Source organism: Salinicola sp. CR57 (assembly GCF_003206585.1).
GTDB lineage: Bacteria > Pseudomonadota > Gammaproteobacteria > Pseudomonadales > Halomonadaceae > Salinicola > Salinicola lusitanus.
The window spans coordinates 678218-692830 of record NZ_PZJL01000001.1 but is presented as its reverse complement, the minus strand read 5'-3'; the positions used below and the strand labels follow the sequence as shown (position 1 = coordinate 692830).

The following is a 14613-nucleotide window of genomic DNA, read 5'->3' as shown; positions in this document are numbered from 1 at the left end:
CGATCGACCCTGACGCTGCCCAGGCTGCCACGACCCTGTCGTCGGCCGTCGATGGTCGTCTCGATCGGCGCGAGCTTCGACGTGAGCTGCGTCGCCGCCGTCGCGCACTGACTCCGGATCAACGACGCCGGGCCTCCCGCGAGCTATGCCGTCGCCTCAGGTGCCTGCCCGAACTGCAGCGCGCCCGCCGCGTGGCGCTCTATCTGCCCAACGATGGCGAGATCGATCCGCGCCCGCTGATCGACTGGTTCACCGCCCGTCGCGCCCATGTCTATCTCCCGGTATTACGCCCCCTGGTCGAGAACCGGCTGTGGTTTGTGCGCTATCGCGCCGGCACCCGGATGACCCGCAACCGCTTCGGTATCGCCGAGCCGGACACCCGCTTCGGCGCCCATCGCGCCAACCGTTTGCCCGCCTGGGCGCTGGATACCGTGCTGCTGCCACTGGTGGGGTTCGACGACGACGGTCAGCGAATCGGCATGGGCGGTGGATTCTACGATCGCACGTTCGCCTTTGCCCGACGCCAGCGCCCCAGGCCTCGGCTGATCGGGCTCGCCCACGACTGCCAACGGGTCGACTCGCTGCCCGTCGAGGGCTGGGACGTGCCGCTGGACGCCATCGTCAGCGACCGGCGCATCGTCCGGCCCGATCGCTGAAGCACGAGGCCAGCCGACACCGAACGGCTGCAACGAAAACGGCCGGCAGCGTTTCCGCTACCGGCCGTTTCGAGCCACACCCCACCAGCTGATCCTCTTCACTACGTCGTCATTCGCCGACCGTCGCCAGCCGAATGATCCGGCGTGTTCCTGGGCCTCAAGCGCCCAGTAGCGTCTGCGCGTAGCCTGTTGCCACCACGCCGACGCCGAAGATCAATACCAATGCCATTACCAAGTCGGGCTTGCGTCTCATGTCGACTCCGCTGCGTTGGGTTCGGTCGCTGCCCCCCGCAGCGACGCGCACGACTATAGGGTCAGGCCAAAAACTTGACAAGAGTGTTTCCGGCCCGGATGACACCTTTTTTCGTTACCCAATAGTATCGGCACTAACACAAAAAGTTTGAGATCGGATTCAGGGACTTTTAGCGCCTATTTCATCCTTTCACGACGACTACCGGCGAAGTCTAGGCCATGAACAGCCGGTAGGCCGTATTGTCGGTCTCCTTCCAATAACGATAGCCGATGCGATCGAAGTGTTCCTCGGCGTGGGCGCGGTCGCCATTGGGCATCTGCAATCCCACCAGCACCCGGCCGTAGGCGGCGCCGTGATTGCGGTAGTGGAATAGCGAGATGTTCCAGTCCGCCGGCAGGTGGGTGAGGAAGTTCATCAGCGCGCCGGGGCGTTCGGGGAATTCGAAGCGATAGACCTCCTCCTCGAAACGCTCCCGAGGTCGACCGCCGCCCAGATGGCGGATGTGAAGCTTGGCCAGTTCGTTGTCGGTGAGATCCTCGACCGGATAGTCTGCCTCGCGCAGGCGGCGGATCAGCTCTTCGCGATCCTCGCCCCCCGGTTTGACCTGAACACCGACGAAGATGTGCGCGCTCTCCGGATCGGCGTAGCGATAGTTGAATTCGGTCACCATGCGCCGCCCGATCACCCGGCAGAACTGCTTGAAGCTGCCCGGTCGCTCGGGGATCTCCACCGCCAGGATCGCCTCGCGCTGCTCGCCCAGCTCGGTGCGCTCGGCAACGTGCTGGAGCCGGTCGAAATTGATGTTGGCACCCGAGTTGATGCACATCAGTGTCTGGTCGCGCGCCTGGGTCTGCTGGATATACTTCTTGAGCCCCGCCAGCGACAGCGCCCCGGAGGTTTCCGCCACCGCCCGGGTGTCATCGAAGGTGTCCTTCACCGCCGCGCACATCTCGTCGGTATTGACGGTGATCACGCCGTCGACGTGATGACGCAGGATCTCGAACGGCGCCTCGCCGATCTGCGCCACCGCAACGCCCTCGGCAAACACCCCGACCTGGTCCAGCGTCACCCGCTCGCCGGCCTCCATGGCCGCCTTGAGGCAGGCGGAATCCTCGGCTTCGACACCGAACACCTTGATCTCCGGGCGCAGATACTTGATGTAGGCTGCGATACCCGCCAGCAGCCCGCCGCCGCCGACGGGGACGAAGATCGCATCGAGCGGACCGGCGTGCTGGCGCAGGATCTCCATCGCCACCGTCCCCTGACCGGCGATCACGTCGAAATCGTCGTAGGGCGGGATATAGGTATAGCCATGCTCGGCGATCAGCTCCCGGGCGTGGCTCAGCGCTTCACCGAAGGCGTCGCCCTTGAGCACCACCCTGGCGCCCCAGCCCCGGACCGCCGACACCTTGATGTCCGGCGTGACCCGCGGCATCACGATCACCGCCTTGACCCCCATCTGCTTGGCCGCCATCGCCAGCCCCTGGGCATGATTGCCCGCGGATGCCGCGATCACGCCCTTGGCCTTCTGCTCGTCGCTCAGCTGCGCCATCTTGTTGTAGGCACCGCGAATCTTGAACGAGAAAACCGGCTGCAGGTCTTCGCGCTTGATCAGAATCCGGTTGGAAAAGCGGCGGGAGAGCGCAGGCAGCGGGGAGATCGGGGTCTCCCGGGCCGCCTCGTAGACACGGGCCTGGAGGATCTTCTTGACGATGTCTTCGAGTTGCATTCGGGTATGTCCTGGCGAACAGCTGGGGTGCAGCGCTCCCGCCGCGAGAGCGGCGGGCTTTGATGGACCCGTATTGTTAACAGACCCCGGCCCCGAGCGTCCAGCGACATCGGCAGCGTGTGCCGCTTGCTTTATACTGGCCGCGCTCCGAGCGTACCCGAATCGAACCCTTCTCCACTCAGCCTGCCGGAACCGACATGACCCAGGACGATCTCAAGCGCGCCGTCGCCGCCGCAGCCCTCGAAGACATCGACAACCTGCTGACCCCGGATGCGGTGATCGGCGTGGGCACGGGCTCCACGGCCAACCATTTCATCGATCTGCTGGCCACTCGCCGGCACGATTTTCGGGGCGCGGTCGCGAGTTCGGAAGCGACGGCAGCGCGGCTGAAATCACACGGGATCGACGTACTGGAACTCAACCATGTCGGCACCGTCCCGGTCTATGTCGACGGCGCCGACGAGATCGACGCCAGGCTGCGCATGATCAAGGGCGGCGGCGCGGCACTGACCCGGGAAAAGATCGTGGCCGCCTGTGCCGAGCGCTTCATCTGCATCGCCGATGCCAGCAAGCGGGTCGAGGTGCTGGGTGGCTTCCCGCTGCCGGTCGAGGTGATCCCGATGGCGCGCTCCTATGTCGCCCGCGAAATGGTCAAGCTGGGCATCACGCCGGTCTATCGGGACGGCGTGCTGACCGACAACGGCAACCGCATCCTCGACGGTTACGACAAGCTGTTCGACGAGCCCGAGGCGATGGAAGCGGCGCTGGATGCGCTGGTCGGCGTGGTCACCAACGGCCTGTTCGCCAAACGCCCGGCTGATGTGCTGATGCTGGGCAGCGACGCCGGGGTGGAGCGCCTGACCCGCTGACCCGGCCCGCTACAGCCGGTTGGGGCACTCGATGCCCTCGGCGTAGGCAATCAGGTTGGCCCGGGTCACCTGGGCGATCTCGCGCAGCGCCTCGACGGTGAAAAACCCCTGGTGTCCGGTGATTAGTACATTGGGGAAGCTCGCCAGACGCGCGAACACGTCATCGTCGATGATCTCCGCCGAGTGGTCGCGGAAGAACAGTTCGCTCTCCTGCTCGTAGACATCGATGGCCAGCGCCCCCAGCTGACGCGATTTCAGCGCGCCGATGACCGCGGGCGTATCGATCAGCGCTCCTCGTGAGGTATTGACCAGCATGGCGCCCGGCTTCATCGCCGCCAAGGTCCCGTCATCGATCAGGTGATGGGTCTGCTCGGTCAGCGGACAGTGCAGCGAGACGATATCGGAGCGAGCCAGCAGCGCCTCGAGCGGGACCGCTTCCCCGTAGGCCTGGAACGCGTCGGCGGGATAGGGGTCGTAGCCCAGCACCTCGCAGCCGAGCCCCTTCAGGATGCGTGCCATGCACAGCCCGATCCGACCCGTCCCGATCACGCCCGCCGTCTTGCCATGAAGGGTGACGCCCAGCAGCCCGTCGAGTGCGAAGTTGCCCTCGCGCACGCGGTTGAAGGCCCGGTGAGTCTTGCGGTTCAGGGTCATGATCATCGCCAGCGCGTGCTCGGCCACCGCCTCCGGCGAGTAGGCTGGCACTCGCGCCACGAACAGCCCGAGTCGATGGGCTGCCGGGAGATCGATGTTGTTGAAACCAGCGCAGCGCAACACGATCGCGCGAATCCCGAGGGTGGCCAGGGTGTCGAGCACGGCGGCGTCGAGGCAGTCGTTGACGAACACGCAGACCGCCTCGCTGCCCGCCGCCAGCGCTACGGTGCCGGCATCGAGACCGGCTTCCTGGTAGTGCCACTCGATGTCGTCATCGGCATCTTGTACGGCAGCGAGTTCGTCGAAAAAGCGGCGATCGTAGGGCTGGGCGCTGAAAACGGTAACTCGCATGGCGAAAAACTCGCGGCAATGGAGGGCATCTACCAGCGTAGCGATCCCTGGCGCCGCCGCCAGGGACCAAATGCCGCGGCCCAGTACCCACGGCGCTTCCAACGACCCGAGCGGAGGTCACTCGAGCGTGCTCCCCATCGTTCACCACCCCGGCTACAGCATCGAATGGCCCGAGCGCCATCCGTTCCCGATGGCAAAATTCCGAGTCCTGCGCCGACGCCTGTCGACGCTGGCGTTCGACGACCGTGACGACGTTGGCTGGATCACCCCTGCCCCGGCGACCAGCACGGCGCTATTGCGTGGGCACACCGCCGACTACCTGCAGCGTTTCTATCTGGGCGAGATCGCGACCACGCGGCGCACGCCGAGCGGCTTCCCCTGGTCACCTGCGCTGGTCGAACGCACCCTGCTGGAAGTCGGCGGGACGCTGGCCGCGGTGGACAGCGCCATGAAGACCGGGCTGGCGCTCAACACCGCCGGCGGCACCCATCACGCCTACGCCGATCGTGCCAGCGGCTACTGCCTGCTCAACGATCTCGCGGTAGCCGCACACCATCTGCTGGCCGAGTATCGCCTCGAGCGTGTCCTGATCGTCGACTGCGACGTGCACCAGGGGGATGGAACGGCCTGGATCTTCCGCGACGAGCCACGGGTCTTCACGCTGTCGCTCCACGGCGAGGCCAACTTTCCGTTCGAGAAGCGCCAGAGCGATCGCGACGTGGCGCTACCGCGCGGTACCGGGGACGAAGCCTACCTGGCGCGCCTCGAGACGGCGCTGGACCCGATTCTGAACGACTTTCAGCCGCAGTTCGTGCTGTTCGATGCCGGCGCCGACGTCCACGCCGACGATCGGCTGGGCCACCTGGCGTTGAGCGACCACGGCCTCTACCGCCGCGATCACCGGGTACTGGCGGCCTGCCGCAGGCGCGGCATTCCCGTTGCCGGCGTCATCGGCGGCGGCTATGACCGCGACCTCGAAGCGCTGGCCGAGCGTCACGCCCAGTTGTTTCTCGCCGCGCTGGCGCTGACCTCCGAGTGAAGGGGCAGCGGCGCGGACCGGGGCGAGAGCTGCCCGGAAAGCACGAAATACCGGTGCATCACCAGCAGTGAGATCAGGTGCTCAAGACGCGTGTCGCGAAATCGATCCACGTGGGCGTTGGCGTTGCGGATGATCGCTTCGGCTTCCTCCGGGCGCGCCGAGTAGTAGTCCATCTTCTCCTCGAGATCGTGGCAATCCTCGGCCAGCGGCACGTAGTGGACATAGGGTTCCAGCGTGCCTTCCATGAACCAGGTCTCGTACCGCGGAGGCGGCATCAGGCAGAGCGAGTTCGACGACAGGATCCACTTCAGATTGGTGGCGACGTCCTTGCCCTCGAGGCTCAGCACGAACTTGTACTGCAGCTGCGCCTCGATCGACAGGTAGGGTCGATAATCCGACTGCTGGCGCCGCTTGGCATGGCTTTGGCCGATATCCATCCGCGGGTGCCGGCAGAACTGGCGCAGCACCGCTGCCCGGTGCTCATGGAAACACTTCCCCCGCCAGACGACGCCCGTCTTCTTGTCGGTGTGCCGTAACCGGTCATTGGCAAAATGGAAATGGCGCACGCTGTTGAGTTTCAACAGCAGGTTGTTGGCGTTGCTCGGCGGGGTCTGGCGACAGATCGGACGGCTCTTGACGATCGTTGGCGTCTCGGCCACCCAGGTCACATCGCCGAAACGGTAGTTGAAGCGCAGCTCGGGATCGAAATGACGAACCACCCGTTTGGCATCCAGATAGTAGGCGCCGCGTCGTTCGTAGCGGAAATCACCGATGCGCACCGCGGCCTCGTCGAGATCGAAGGGGTTCTGCTGGCGATGATAGTAGTCGACCCGTGCCAACACGGCCTGCCGCTGCATGGGAGAGAGCGACTCGGCCAGCCGGTCCAGGCGCTGGCGATACAGGCTGTCGGGCAGTAGCAGGCTGGCGATGCCGCCAGCGTAGAATCGCAATTTGCGACTCCTGAAGCGCAGGTTCATGGAGTGATACCGGAAGAGGGATTCAGGTCATCCCACGATTGTCGTCGCTGCCGATGACAAGCGTCTGACACATCGGCCCGGCATCCGCCCGACGATTCAGCGCCTGTCGACAGCTCACGGAGGCACGCTCACGTCTGCTCTGCCGCTTCCCCTTCACGGGGCTCTGCTGGCGCCCCCGACGGCCCGAACAGATCGAGATGCGCATCGCCCCAGGTCTTGAGCGCCATCAGCACCGGCGTCAGCTCGCGCCCCAGGGCCGTCAGACTGTACTCCACCCTGGGCGGCACCTCGGCGTGGACCTCGCGATGGATCAGGCCATCGACCTCGAGTTCGCGCAACTGGTTGGTCAGCATGCGCTGGGTGACGCCACCGATGCGCCGCCGCAGCTCACTGAAGCGCAGCGTGCCCTCGTCGAGCAGATACCACAGCACCACGCCTTTCCATTTACCGCAGATCAGACTCACCGCCGCCTCCACGGCGCAGCCGGGGCTGCCATCGAAACGGGAAAATCGCGCTTTGGCCATCCGGGTATCCTTTTTGACACTAGGGTAACGACAGGGAACTAACAGCGTTCGTTGTACGTACGTTGCCTCCGCGATTTTACTCTAGGATTCACGCAGACACCTCATGACTGGAGAACCCGAATGAAAGCCGTCGCCTATCGCAACGCCGGGGCCATCGACCGCGATGACGCCCTGATCGACATCGAACTCGACGAGCCCACGCCCGGTGATCGCGACCTGCTGGTCGAGATTCACGCCGTATCGGTCAACCCGGTCGATACCAAGGTGCGCGGCAACATGGCGCCCGAGGCCGGCACGGCCCGGGTACTGGGCTGGGACGCGGCCGGCGTGATCAAGACCGTCGGCCGCGACGTGAAGGGCTTCACGCCGGGAGACGAGGTCTGGTATTCGGGCGATCTGCAGCGCCCGGGGACCAATGCCGAATATCACCTCGTCGACGAGCGACTGGTGAGCAGGAAGCCGACATCGCTGAGCTTCGCCGAGGCGGCTGCCCTGCCGCTGACGTCTCTCACCGCCTGGGAGATGCTGTTCGACCGGCTCGACGTGACGCGCTCCGTTCCCGGTGCGGCCAACGCCGCTCTCATCGTTGGCGGCGCCGGCGGCGTGGGTTCGATCGCCATTCAACTGCTGAAACGGCGGACAGATCTCACGGTCATCGCCACCGCCTCGCGTCCGGAGACCCGTGAGTGGGTGCAAAGCCTGGGTGCCGACGCCGTGGTCGATCACCGCCAGCCGCTGCCCGCGCAGATCGAGGCGTTGGGGTTCGGCGCCCCCGGCCTGGTCTTCTCGACCACCCACAGCGACAAGCATCGCGATGACATCATCGCGCTGATGGCGCCCCAGGGCCGGTTCGGATTGATCGATGACCCGGTCGGCTTCGTGATCGACGACTTCAAGCGCAAGTCGATCTCGATCCACTGGGAACTGATGTACACCCGCTCGCTGTTCCAGACACCGGACATGCACGCTCAGGGTGACATTCTCGAGCGGGTGGCGGCGATGGTCGATCGTGGCGAGATTCGCACGACGCTGACCGAGACGCTGGGCACCATCAACGCAACCAATCTCAAACGAGCCCATGCCCTGATCGAGAGCGGGCGGGCGCGAGGCAAGGTGGTGCTGGAAGGCTTCTAGGCCTCGTTTGCCGAGGTGGCGAGCATCGCCGCCACTGCCCGGCGGGTCTGCTGGAGCGCTCCCCGATTGGCCTCGACCACGACCCGCCCGGCCGCGCCAAGCCGGTGACGGCGATCGTCGTCCTCGAACAGCGAGATCAGCGTGGCGCCGAGCTCCCCGCCATCGGCGACCTCGAGCCTGGCCTCGCTGGCCGCCAGGGTGTCGGCGATCTCACGCAAGTTGTCGAGATAGGGGCCGCTCACCACCGCCACACCCAGCGCCGCCGGTTCGAGCAGGTTGTGACCGCCGATCGGCTCGAGCGAGCCACCGACGAAGGCGACGTCGGCGCAGCCGTAGAGCCGCATCAGGTCGCCCATGGTATCGCCCAGCAGTACCGTGGTTTCCGCGGTGACCGGCTGCTGCGTGCTCAATCGCACGATCTGCTCCTCCCGCTCGCGGCAGATCGCGTCGACGGCATCGAAGCGCTGGGGATGGCGCGGCACCAGAATCAGCAGCGCATCGGGGAAACGGCGTCTGAGCGCGGCATGCGCGATCAGCGCCTGCTCGTCTTCCCCCGGATGGGTGGAGCCCGCGATCCAGACCGGCCGCGCCCCCCAGCTCGCCCGTAATCGCCGGCTCGCGGCCACCGTCTCGTCGTCGACGGCGAGATCGAATTTCAGCGCCCCGGTGACCGTCACCCGCGTCGCCGGAGCACCCAGCGAGACGAAACGCTCGGCGTCCAGTGGCGACTTGGCACCGATCCAGGCCACCGTTTCGAGCATGCCCCGGCTCAGGGCCCCGAAGCGCTGGTAGAGCCGGAAGGCACCGGCGCTCAAGCGGCCATTGGCCACCACCACCGGCACGCCCCGGCGTCGGCACGCCGCCAGCAGGTTGGGCCAGAGCTCGGTTTCGGCGATGACCGCCAGGCGAGGATTCAATCGGGCGATGAAACGTCGCGCGCTGATCGGAAAATCCAGCGGCAGGAAGTGGTGGGAGACCCGTTCGCCGAACGTCTGGCGAACGCGCTCGGCACCGGTGGCGGTCATGGTGGTGACGATCAGGTCGTGATCCGGATGATCATCGAGCAGCGAGCGGATCAGGGGCGCCGCCGTGACGACTTCACCCACCGATGCGGCATGCAGCCAAAGCCGCGGACGATCGCCCTCCACGGTAATGAAGCCCAGCCGCTCGCGCCGGGGGTGAGTGGGCAACCACTCACGCCACACCCGCCACCAGATCAGCGGCGACAACAGGCAGGCGACCAGCGAGTAGAGCCAGCGCGCGAGCCGCGACGGGAGGCCGTGTCGAGCGCGCACCGCGGCTCAGCGCTCGCGGTCGAGAATGGTATCGATCATGGTGGTGGTCGAGACGCCATCCTCGAAGCCCAGCACCAGGACTTCGCCGCCATTGGCGATGACCGCCTCGCCACCGGCGATATCCTCCGGCCGGTAGTCGCCCCCCTTGACCAGCCGATCCGGCAGGATCGCCTCGATCAGCCGCGCCGGCGTGTCTTCGCCGAAGGGAACGACCCAGTCCACCGCGGCCAGCCCCGCCAGCACCTGGGCCCGGCGCGCCAACGTATTGATGGGCCGTTTCGGCCCCTTGAGCCGCGCCACCGAGGCGTCGTCGTTGACCGCCACGATCAGGCGGTCGCCGAGGCGCTTGGCCTGCTCCAGGTACGCCACGTGGCCGGCATGCAGAATGTCGAAGCAGCCGTTGGTCATCACCACGCGCTCGCCGCGGGCCTGCGCGGCACGCACCGCCCCGACGAGCGGACCTTCCCCGATGACGCCGTATTCGGCCAGGCTGTCGCCGTGCAGTGCCGTGTAGAGCTCCGCCACCGACAGCACCGCGGTGCCGGGTTTCGCCACCACCAGTCCGGCGGCGAGATTGGCCAGCATCACCGCCTCGCCGAAGCCGTGGCCGGCGGCCAGCGCCAGCCCCAATACTCCGATCACGGTGTCGCCGGCGCCGGTGACGTCGAACACCTCCCGCGCATGGGTCGGCAGGTGGAGCGGGGCGTGGCCCTCACGAATCAGGGTCATGCCGCGCTCGCTGCGGGTGACCAGCAGCGCTTCCAGCGCCAGCGACGCCCGCAGCGCCTCGCCCTTCTCCGCCAGCTCGGCATCGCCGGCACAGGGGCCGACGATCGCCTCGAATTCGGCCAGGTTGGGCGTGATCACGCTGGCACCGCGATAGCGGCTGAAATCGCTGCCCTTGGGATCGACCAGCACCCGCTTGCCGGCCGCTCGGGCCGTGGCGATCAGCGTCTCGACCCGATTCAGGCTGCCCTTGCCGTAGTCGGAGAGAATCACCACGTCGGCATCGCCCAGCGCCGCCTCGACCTTGGCGATCAGCGGCGCGGTGTCGACGTTCCACAGCGGCGATTCGAAGTCGAGCCGGATCAATTGCTGGTTGCGACTCATGACGCGCAGCTTGGTGATCGTCGGTACTTCGGGGCTGCGCTGAAAGTGAGCGCTCACATTCGCAGCTTCAAGCGCACGTTCGAGATGGTCGGCATTGTCGTCGTGCCCCACCACGCCCGCCAGGCTGGCGTGGCCTCCCAGCGAGGCGATGTTGAGGGCCACGTTGGCCGCCCCGCCCGGACGGTCGTCGGCGTCCTCCACCTTCACCACCGGCACCGGCGCTTCGGGCGATATCCGCGACGTCGCGCCATGCCAGTAGCGGTCGAGCATGACATCGCCCACCACCAGTAGACGGGCATGCTCCAACTGCGAAAGATCAACCTTCATGCGGCGGCTCCGTTACGTCGTCGGCGTTGGCGGTATCGCGTGTCGCGGTCATCAGTCCATCCAGGTGCTCGACCACGTCGTCCAGCGTGATCAATCCCATGGCATCGGCATGGCGCACCCGCGTGCCCCAGTTGACGCTCTCGACGGACTTCTTCAGGTAGCGGCGCACGGCGTCAGGGTAGCGATTGACCACGTGACTGCGCCAGCAGTATGGGGCCGCACGATCCGGATTGGTGGTGGCGTAGAGCCCCAGCGTCGGCGTGCCCAGCGCATTGGCCATGTGGACCGGGCCGGAGTCGGGTGCGATCACCACGCGCGCCCGATCCAGCAGTGCCAGCAGGCCCTTGAGCGAGGTCCGCCCGATGGCGTCGATGATCTCGATCTCGGGCACCAACCGGCGGATCTGCTCGCCCATGTCGCGCTCCTGGGGACTGCCGCCGCCACTCATGACGGTTCTCAACCCGTAGCGCTGCCAGACGTGCTCGATCACGGCGGCGTAGCCCTCGGCGGACCAGTTGCGGAAATTGCGCAGGCGCGGGTTGGCGCAGGGGCTGATCACCAGGTAGGGCCGATCGCCGGTCAACTGGTGCGCTTCCTGGTAGGCGGCATCCGGCACCGGCAGCGACCAGTCGAGCCGGGTATCCTCGACCCCCAGCAGGCGAGCGAAATCCATGAAGGATTCGAGCACGTGCGCACGCGGATGGGGGGCCAGCTGGCGATGGGTGAACCAGTGCTGCCAATCCTTGGCCCGCGCCTTGTCGTAACCTACTCGCACGTCGCATTTCAGCCCCAACGACAGTACGCTTGCGCGCAGTGCCTGCTGCATGTGCAACAGCACGTCGAAGCGGACGTCCTCGAGCTGACGCCAAATCGCACGCATGCCCTGGAAACCGGTGGACTTGTCGTAGGCCACCAGATCGACGCCATCGAGGCCGTCCAGCAGGGCATGTTCGGTCTTGCCGACGATCCAGGTGATCCGCGCCTCGGGCCATTGACGCTGCAGCGCGCGCACCGTGGGCACCAGGTTGCAGACATCGCCCAGCGCGGAGAGGCGCAGGATGCCGATATGTCGCGGACGCTCTGGCAGAGATTGCTTCATGGGCCTGAATGAATTCCCATTGGGTAAAACGCCCATTCTAACGGAAGTTGACCGGGCATGACTCGCAACCCGACCAACGCGCGTCAATCATGGCGCCTCGACCGAACCCTCCAGATAAGACATTCATGATCGAAGAATCTGCTCGCGGCACCACCAGCCGCATCGGCCATCTCGTCAGCCTCAGGAACCTGGGCGGCGTGGAACGCTACTTCACCCGCTTCTACGCCCGTCATACCCCCCAGCACGACCACCACGTGCTGCTGCAGACCGACGAAGTCCATTCACTGCTCGAGCCGGCTTACGCCCCTCACCGCGCGGGGCGGATGCACAGCATCAAGGGCGGGCGCTGGCGGATTCCCAAGTTCCTGCCGAGCGTGCGCCAGCGTTATCAGCTCGCCATGATGCAGCGCCTGGGCCTGGACGCCGTGGTGGTCTGGAACAAGATCGTCAATCATCCGCTGGCGTTCGACGACAACATCCCGCTGATCCACTTCGAACGCGGGAGTGCATGGCTGGCCGCGGATGCACCTGGCCTGAGGCGTTATCTGTCGCGCCTGGACGGCGTGCTATGCAACTCCTACGCCGGCCTGCGGATGCTCCAGCTCAAGTGGCAGCTCGATCCCGGCATTCCCTATCGCGTGCTGCAGAACGCCATCCGCCTCCCGGACCAGGCCGCCACTCACCCCGGCGATCGCTTCAGGCTCGGTTTCGCGGGCCGGATGACGGGCCTGAAGGCGCCGATGGTCGCCCTGGAAACCTTTGCCGAACTCAAGCAGCACTGCCCCGAGGCGGAGCTGTGGATCGCGGGGAGTGGGCCACTGGAGCCGGTATTGAAGCGGTGGACGGCGCAATGGGGACTGAATGACAGCGTTCACTTCAAGGGCCTGGTAGACGACATGTCGGGCTTCTACGCCTCGCTCGACGCCTTCATCTGCCCCTCCTGGCGCGAACCCTTCGGCAACGTGGTCCAGGAGGCCCTGGCTCATGGCCTGCCCACGCTGGTCGGCAATGCCGATGGCCTGCCGGAGCTCGTGCACCACGGCGTCAACGGGGCCGTCCTGACCCCCGGCCGTTCGCGCCAAAGCCTGGCGCGCTACGATCCCCGCTGCGCCCAGGGGCCTGACGAGGTCTACGACCCGACCACCGACCGCCTCGTCGAGGCGGGCGTTCTCGAGCCGACGGAGGCCGCCACGGTCCTCGAGGGCTGGGCCAGGGATCCAGCGCTGCGACGGCGCATGGCGAGCGCTGCCCGCGAGCAGGTCGCACGCGAGTTCGATCTCGACCGCTACGGGGAGACGCTGGTGGATTTCGTCGACAGCGTGATCCGCTCGCACCGCTCACAGTGAGGCGAAGGAGTCCCGCAGCTTCTCGGTCTGACGGCGGTAGGAGTAATCGCCCACCAACTCGGCAAGCTCGGCACCCAGCGACTCGAGGTCCGATGTCGTCATCAGCGCCTCGAGGCGGTCGACCCAGCCTCGGGTGTCGCGACTGTCCAGCATCAGCTCGGCATGGTCGGCCTCGAGCAGTTCGGCGGCACCGGTGGTGGACGAGAGCAACACCGGCGTGCCGCAGGCCATGGCCTCGAGCGACACCCGGCCGAACTCCTCGATGTGCGCCGGCAGCACGAACAGATCGAGCGCGCCATAGAGCGTCTCGACATCGCTGACCGTGCTGCGCCAGAGAAACCGCTCGGCGATGCCGGCTCGTTCGGCCTGGCGCTGGTAGGGGGCGAAATCGTCCTTGCCGACGACGAGGAAGCGGCACCGCCCCGGCAGGCGTTGCTCCAGCCCGGCAGCCATCTCGACGAAGCCGGCCACGTTGCGCTTGGTGAAATTGCCCGAGGTGATCAGCCCGACCAGGCGGGTCTCGTCGGCGATACCCAGCTCGCGCCGGCGCGCCTCGCGGCCTGCAGAGGCCCGCTCGAGGTTGAAGACGTCAGGGTCGTAGCCGGGGTAGCTGATCTCGATTCGCGAGTCGTCGATGCCGTAGCGATCGCGAAAATCCTCCGCCATCATCCGTGAATTGACCGCCAGGCGACGAAACCGGGCCCCGGTCAGCACCTGGTCGTGGATGGCGGCCACCTCGTGACCGGCGGGCAGGTCGCGGCCATGGATGCGCTGGCTGGCGAGGTGCACGCAGTTGTGCATGTAAACGACATCGGGCGTTTCGACATCGCCGTGGCTGACCAGCATCGCCGGCCGATGACGTCGGCACCAGGCCTGCACGCGGCGGTTGAACCAGAACCGCCGAAACGGCCCCTTGAAGGGCCAGCGCTTGAGCCGGACCAGCTCGGCACCGGCGGCCTCCGCCAGCTCGCGACGGCCTCGCTCGGCCAGGATCGTCACCCGATAGCCCAGGACTTTCAGTGCCGCGGCCTGCTCGAAGGCATTGCGGCTGGCGCCGGTGCTCTTCTCCACCTGGCGAATGGCGATCACGGCCAGTGGCGCTTGCGAATCTTCGGTCACGGCAGCTTCCTCGAGTTCATTGGACGCCCGACGGGTCGACGAATCCTCGACGGTCCGAGACGCCGACATGCGACAGCGGGTCCGCCCGGTTACAATGCGTCCCGCGGCTCGTCGCCGCCCGGCATGTCGCC

At 66.4% G+C, this 14613-nt stretch carries 13 protein-coding genes; 5 read left to right on the top strand and 8 right to left on the bottom strand.

What is annotated here, in order from left to right:
- Positions 1-35: 35 nt before the first annotated feature.
- A complete protein-coding gene (locus tag DOM56_RS03155; RefSeq protein ID WP_110707599.1) occupies positions 36-656 on the top strand; it encodes a 5-formyltetrahydrofolate cyclo-ligase in 621 nt (206 codons plus the stop codon).
- A gap of 464 nt (positions 657-1120) precedes the next feature.
- Here DOM56_RS03155 and ilvA read toward each other — a convergent pair whose 3' ends face one another.
- The gene (gene ilvA / locus DOM56_RS03150; protein WP_110707428.1) at positions 1121-2638 is read right to left on the bottom strand and encodes a threonine ammonia-lyase, biosynthetic; all 1518 of its coding nucleotides are present in this window, start codon (positions 2636-2638) and stop codon (positions 1121-1123) included.
- Positions 2639-2835: 197 nt separating this feature from the next.
- Between ilvA and rpiA the strand changes: the two genes are divergently transcribed.
- Complete coding sequence (rpiA, locus tag DOM56_RS03145; protein WP_110707427.1) at positions 2836-3507, top strand: ribose-5-phosphate isomerase RpiA; 672 nt, start codon at positions 2836-2838, stop codon at positions 3505-3507.
- Positions 3508-3516: 9 nt separating this feature from the next.
- Here rpiA and DOM56_RS03140 read toward each other — a convergent pair whose 3' ends face one another.
- Positions 3517-4512, bottom strand: a complete 996-nt coding sequence (locus DOM56_RS03140; RefSeq protein ID WP_110707426.1) for a 2-hydroxyacid dehydrogenase — start codon at positions 4510-4512, stop codon at positions 3517-3519.
- A 127-nt stretch (positions 4513-4639) separates the two neighbouring features.
- Between DOM56_RS03140 and DOM56_RS03135 the strand changes: the two genes are divergently transcribed.
- Complete coding sequence (locus DOM56_RS03135) at positions 4640-5551, top strand: histone deacetylase (RefSeq protein ID WP_232822150.1); 912 nt, start codon at positions 4640-4642, stop codon at positions 5549-5551.
- Here the strand turns inward: DOM56_RS03135 and DOM56_RS03130 are convergent.
- Both DOM56_RS03130 and DOM56_RS03125 read right to left on the bottom strand, forming a co-directional pair.
- A complete protein-coding gene (locus DOM56_RS03130) occupies positions 5506-6501 on the bottom strand; it encodes a glycosyl transferase family 90 (protein WP_232822149.1) in 996 nt (331 codons plus the stop codon). The two genes, DOM56_RS03135 and DOM56_RS03130, sit on opposite strands and share 46 nt — an antisense overlap.
- A 155-nt stretch (positions 6502-6656) precedes the next feature.
- Positions 6657-7052 carry a helix-turn-helix domain-containing protein gene (locus tag DOM56_RS03125; protein WP_110707423.1) on the bottom strand — a complete coding sequence of 132 codons (396 nt, stop codon included), beginning with the start codon at positions 7050-7052 and terminating at the stop codon, positions 6657-6659.
- Between the two features lie 120 nt (positions 7053-7172).
- On the opposite strand from DOM56_RS03125, the gene DOM56_RS03120 reads away from it, so the two are divergent.
- Positions 7173-8186: a zinc-binding alcohol dehydrogenase family protein gene (locus DOM56_RS03120; protein ID WP_110707422.1), complete on the top strand. Its 1014-nt coding sequence runs from the start codon at positions 7173-7175 to the stop codon at positions 8184-8186.
- Here DOM56_RS03120 and waaA read toward each other — a convergent pair.
- From waaA to DOM56_RS03105, 3 genes are read right to left on the bottom strand one after another with little or no spacing between them, the layout of a single operon-like run.
- Entirely contained in the window at positions 8183-9481 is a 1299-nt protein-coding gene (gene waaA, locus DOM56_RS03115; RefSeq protein WP_110707421.1) for a lipid IV(A) 3-deoxy-D-manno-octulosonic acid transferase, read from the bottom strand. The genes DOM56_RS03120 and waaA overlap by 4 nt on opposite strands.
- A gap of 6 nt (positions 9482-9487) precedes the next feature.
- The gene (gene hldE / locus DOM56_RS03110) at positions 9488-10918 is read right to left on the bottom strand and encodes a bifunctional D-glycero-beta-D-manno-heptose-7-phosphate kinase/D-glycero-beta-D-manno-heptose 1-phosphate adenylyltransferase HldE (protein WP_110707420.1); all 1431 of its coding nucleotides are present in this window, start codon (positions 10916-10918) and stop codon (positions 9488-9490) included.
- On the bottom strand, positions 10908-12017 hold the full coding sequence (locus DOM56_RS03105; RefSeq protein WP_110707419.1) for a glycosyltransferase family 9 protein: 1110 nt from the start codon (positions 12015-12017) through the stop codon (positions 10908-10910). Before DOM56_RS03105 ends, hldE begins: the two co-directional genes overlap by 11 nt.
- Positions 12018-12142: 125 nt before the next feature.
- On the opposite strand from DOM56_RS03105, the gene DOM56_RS03100 reads away from it, so the two are divergent.
- Positions 12143-13363: a glycosyltransferase family 4 protein gene (locus DOM56_RS03100; RefSeq protein WP_157958144.1), complete on the top strand. Its 1221-nt coding sequence runs from the start codon at positions 12143-12145 to the stop codon at positions 13361-13363.
- Here the strand turns inward: DOM56_RS03100 and DOM56_RS03095 are convergent.
- Positions 13355-14482, bottom strand: a complete 1128-nt coding sequence (locus tag DOM56_RS03095; protein WP_232822148.1) for a glycosyltransferase family 4 protein — start codon at positions 14480-14482, stop codon at positions 13355-13357. The two genes, DOM56_RS03100 and DOM56_RS03095, sit on opposite strands and share 9 nt — an antisense overlap.
- Between the last annotated feature and the right edge of the window lie 131 nt (positions 14483-14613).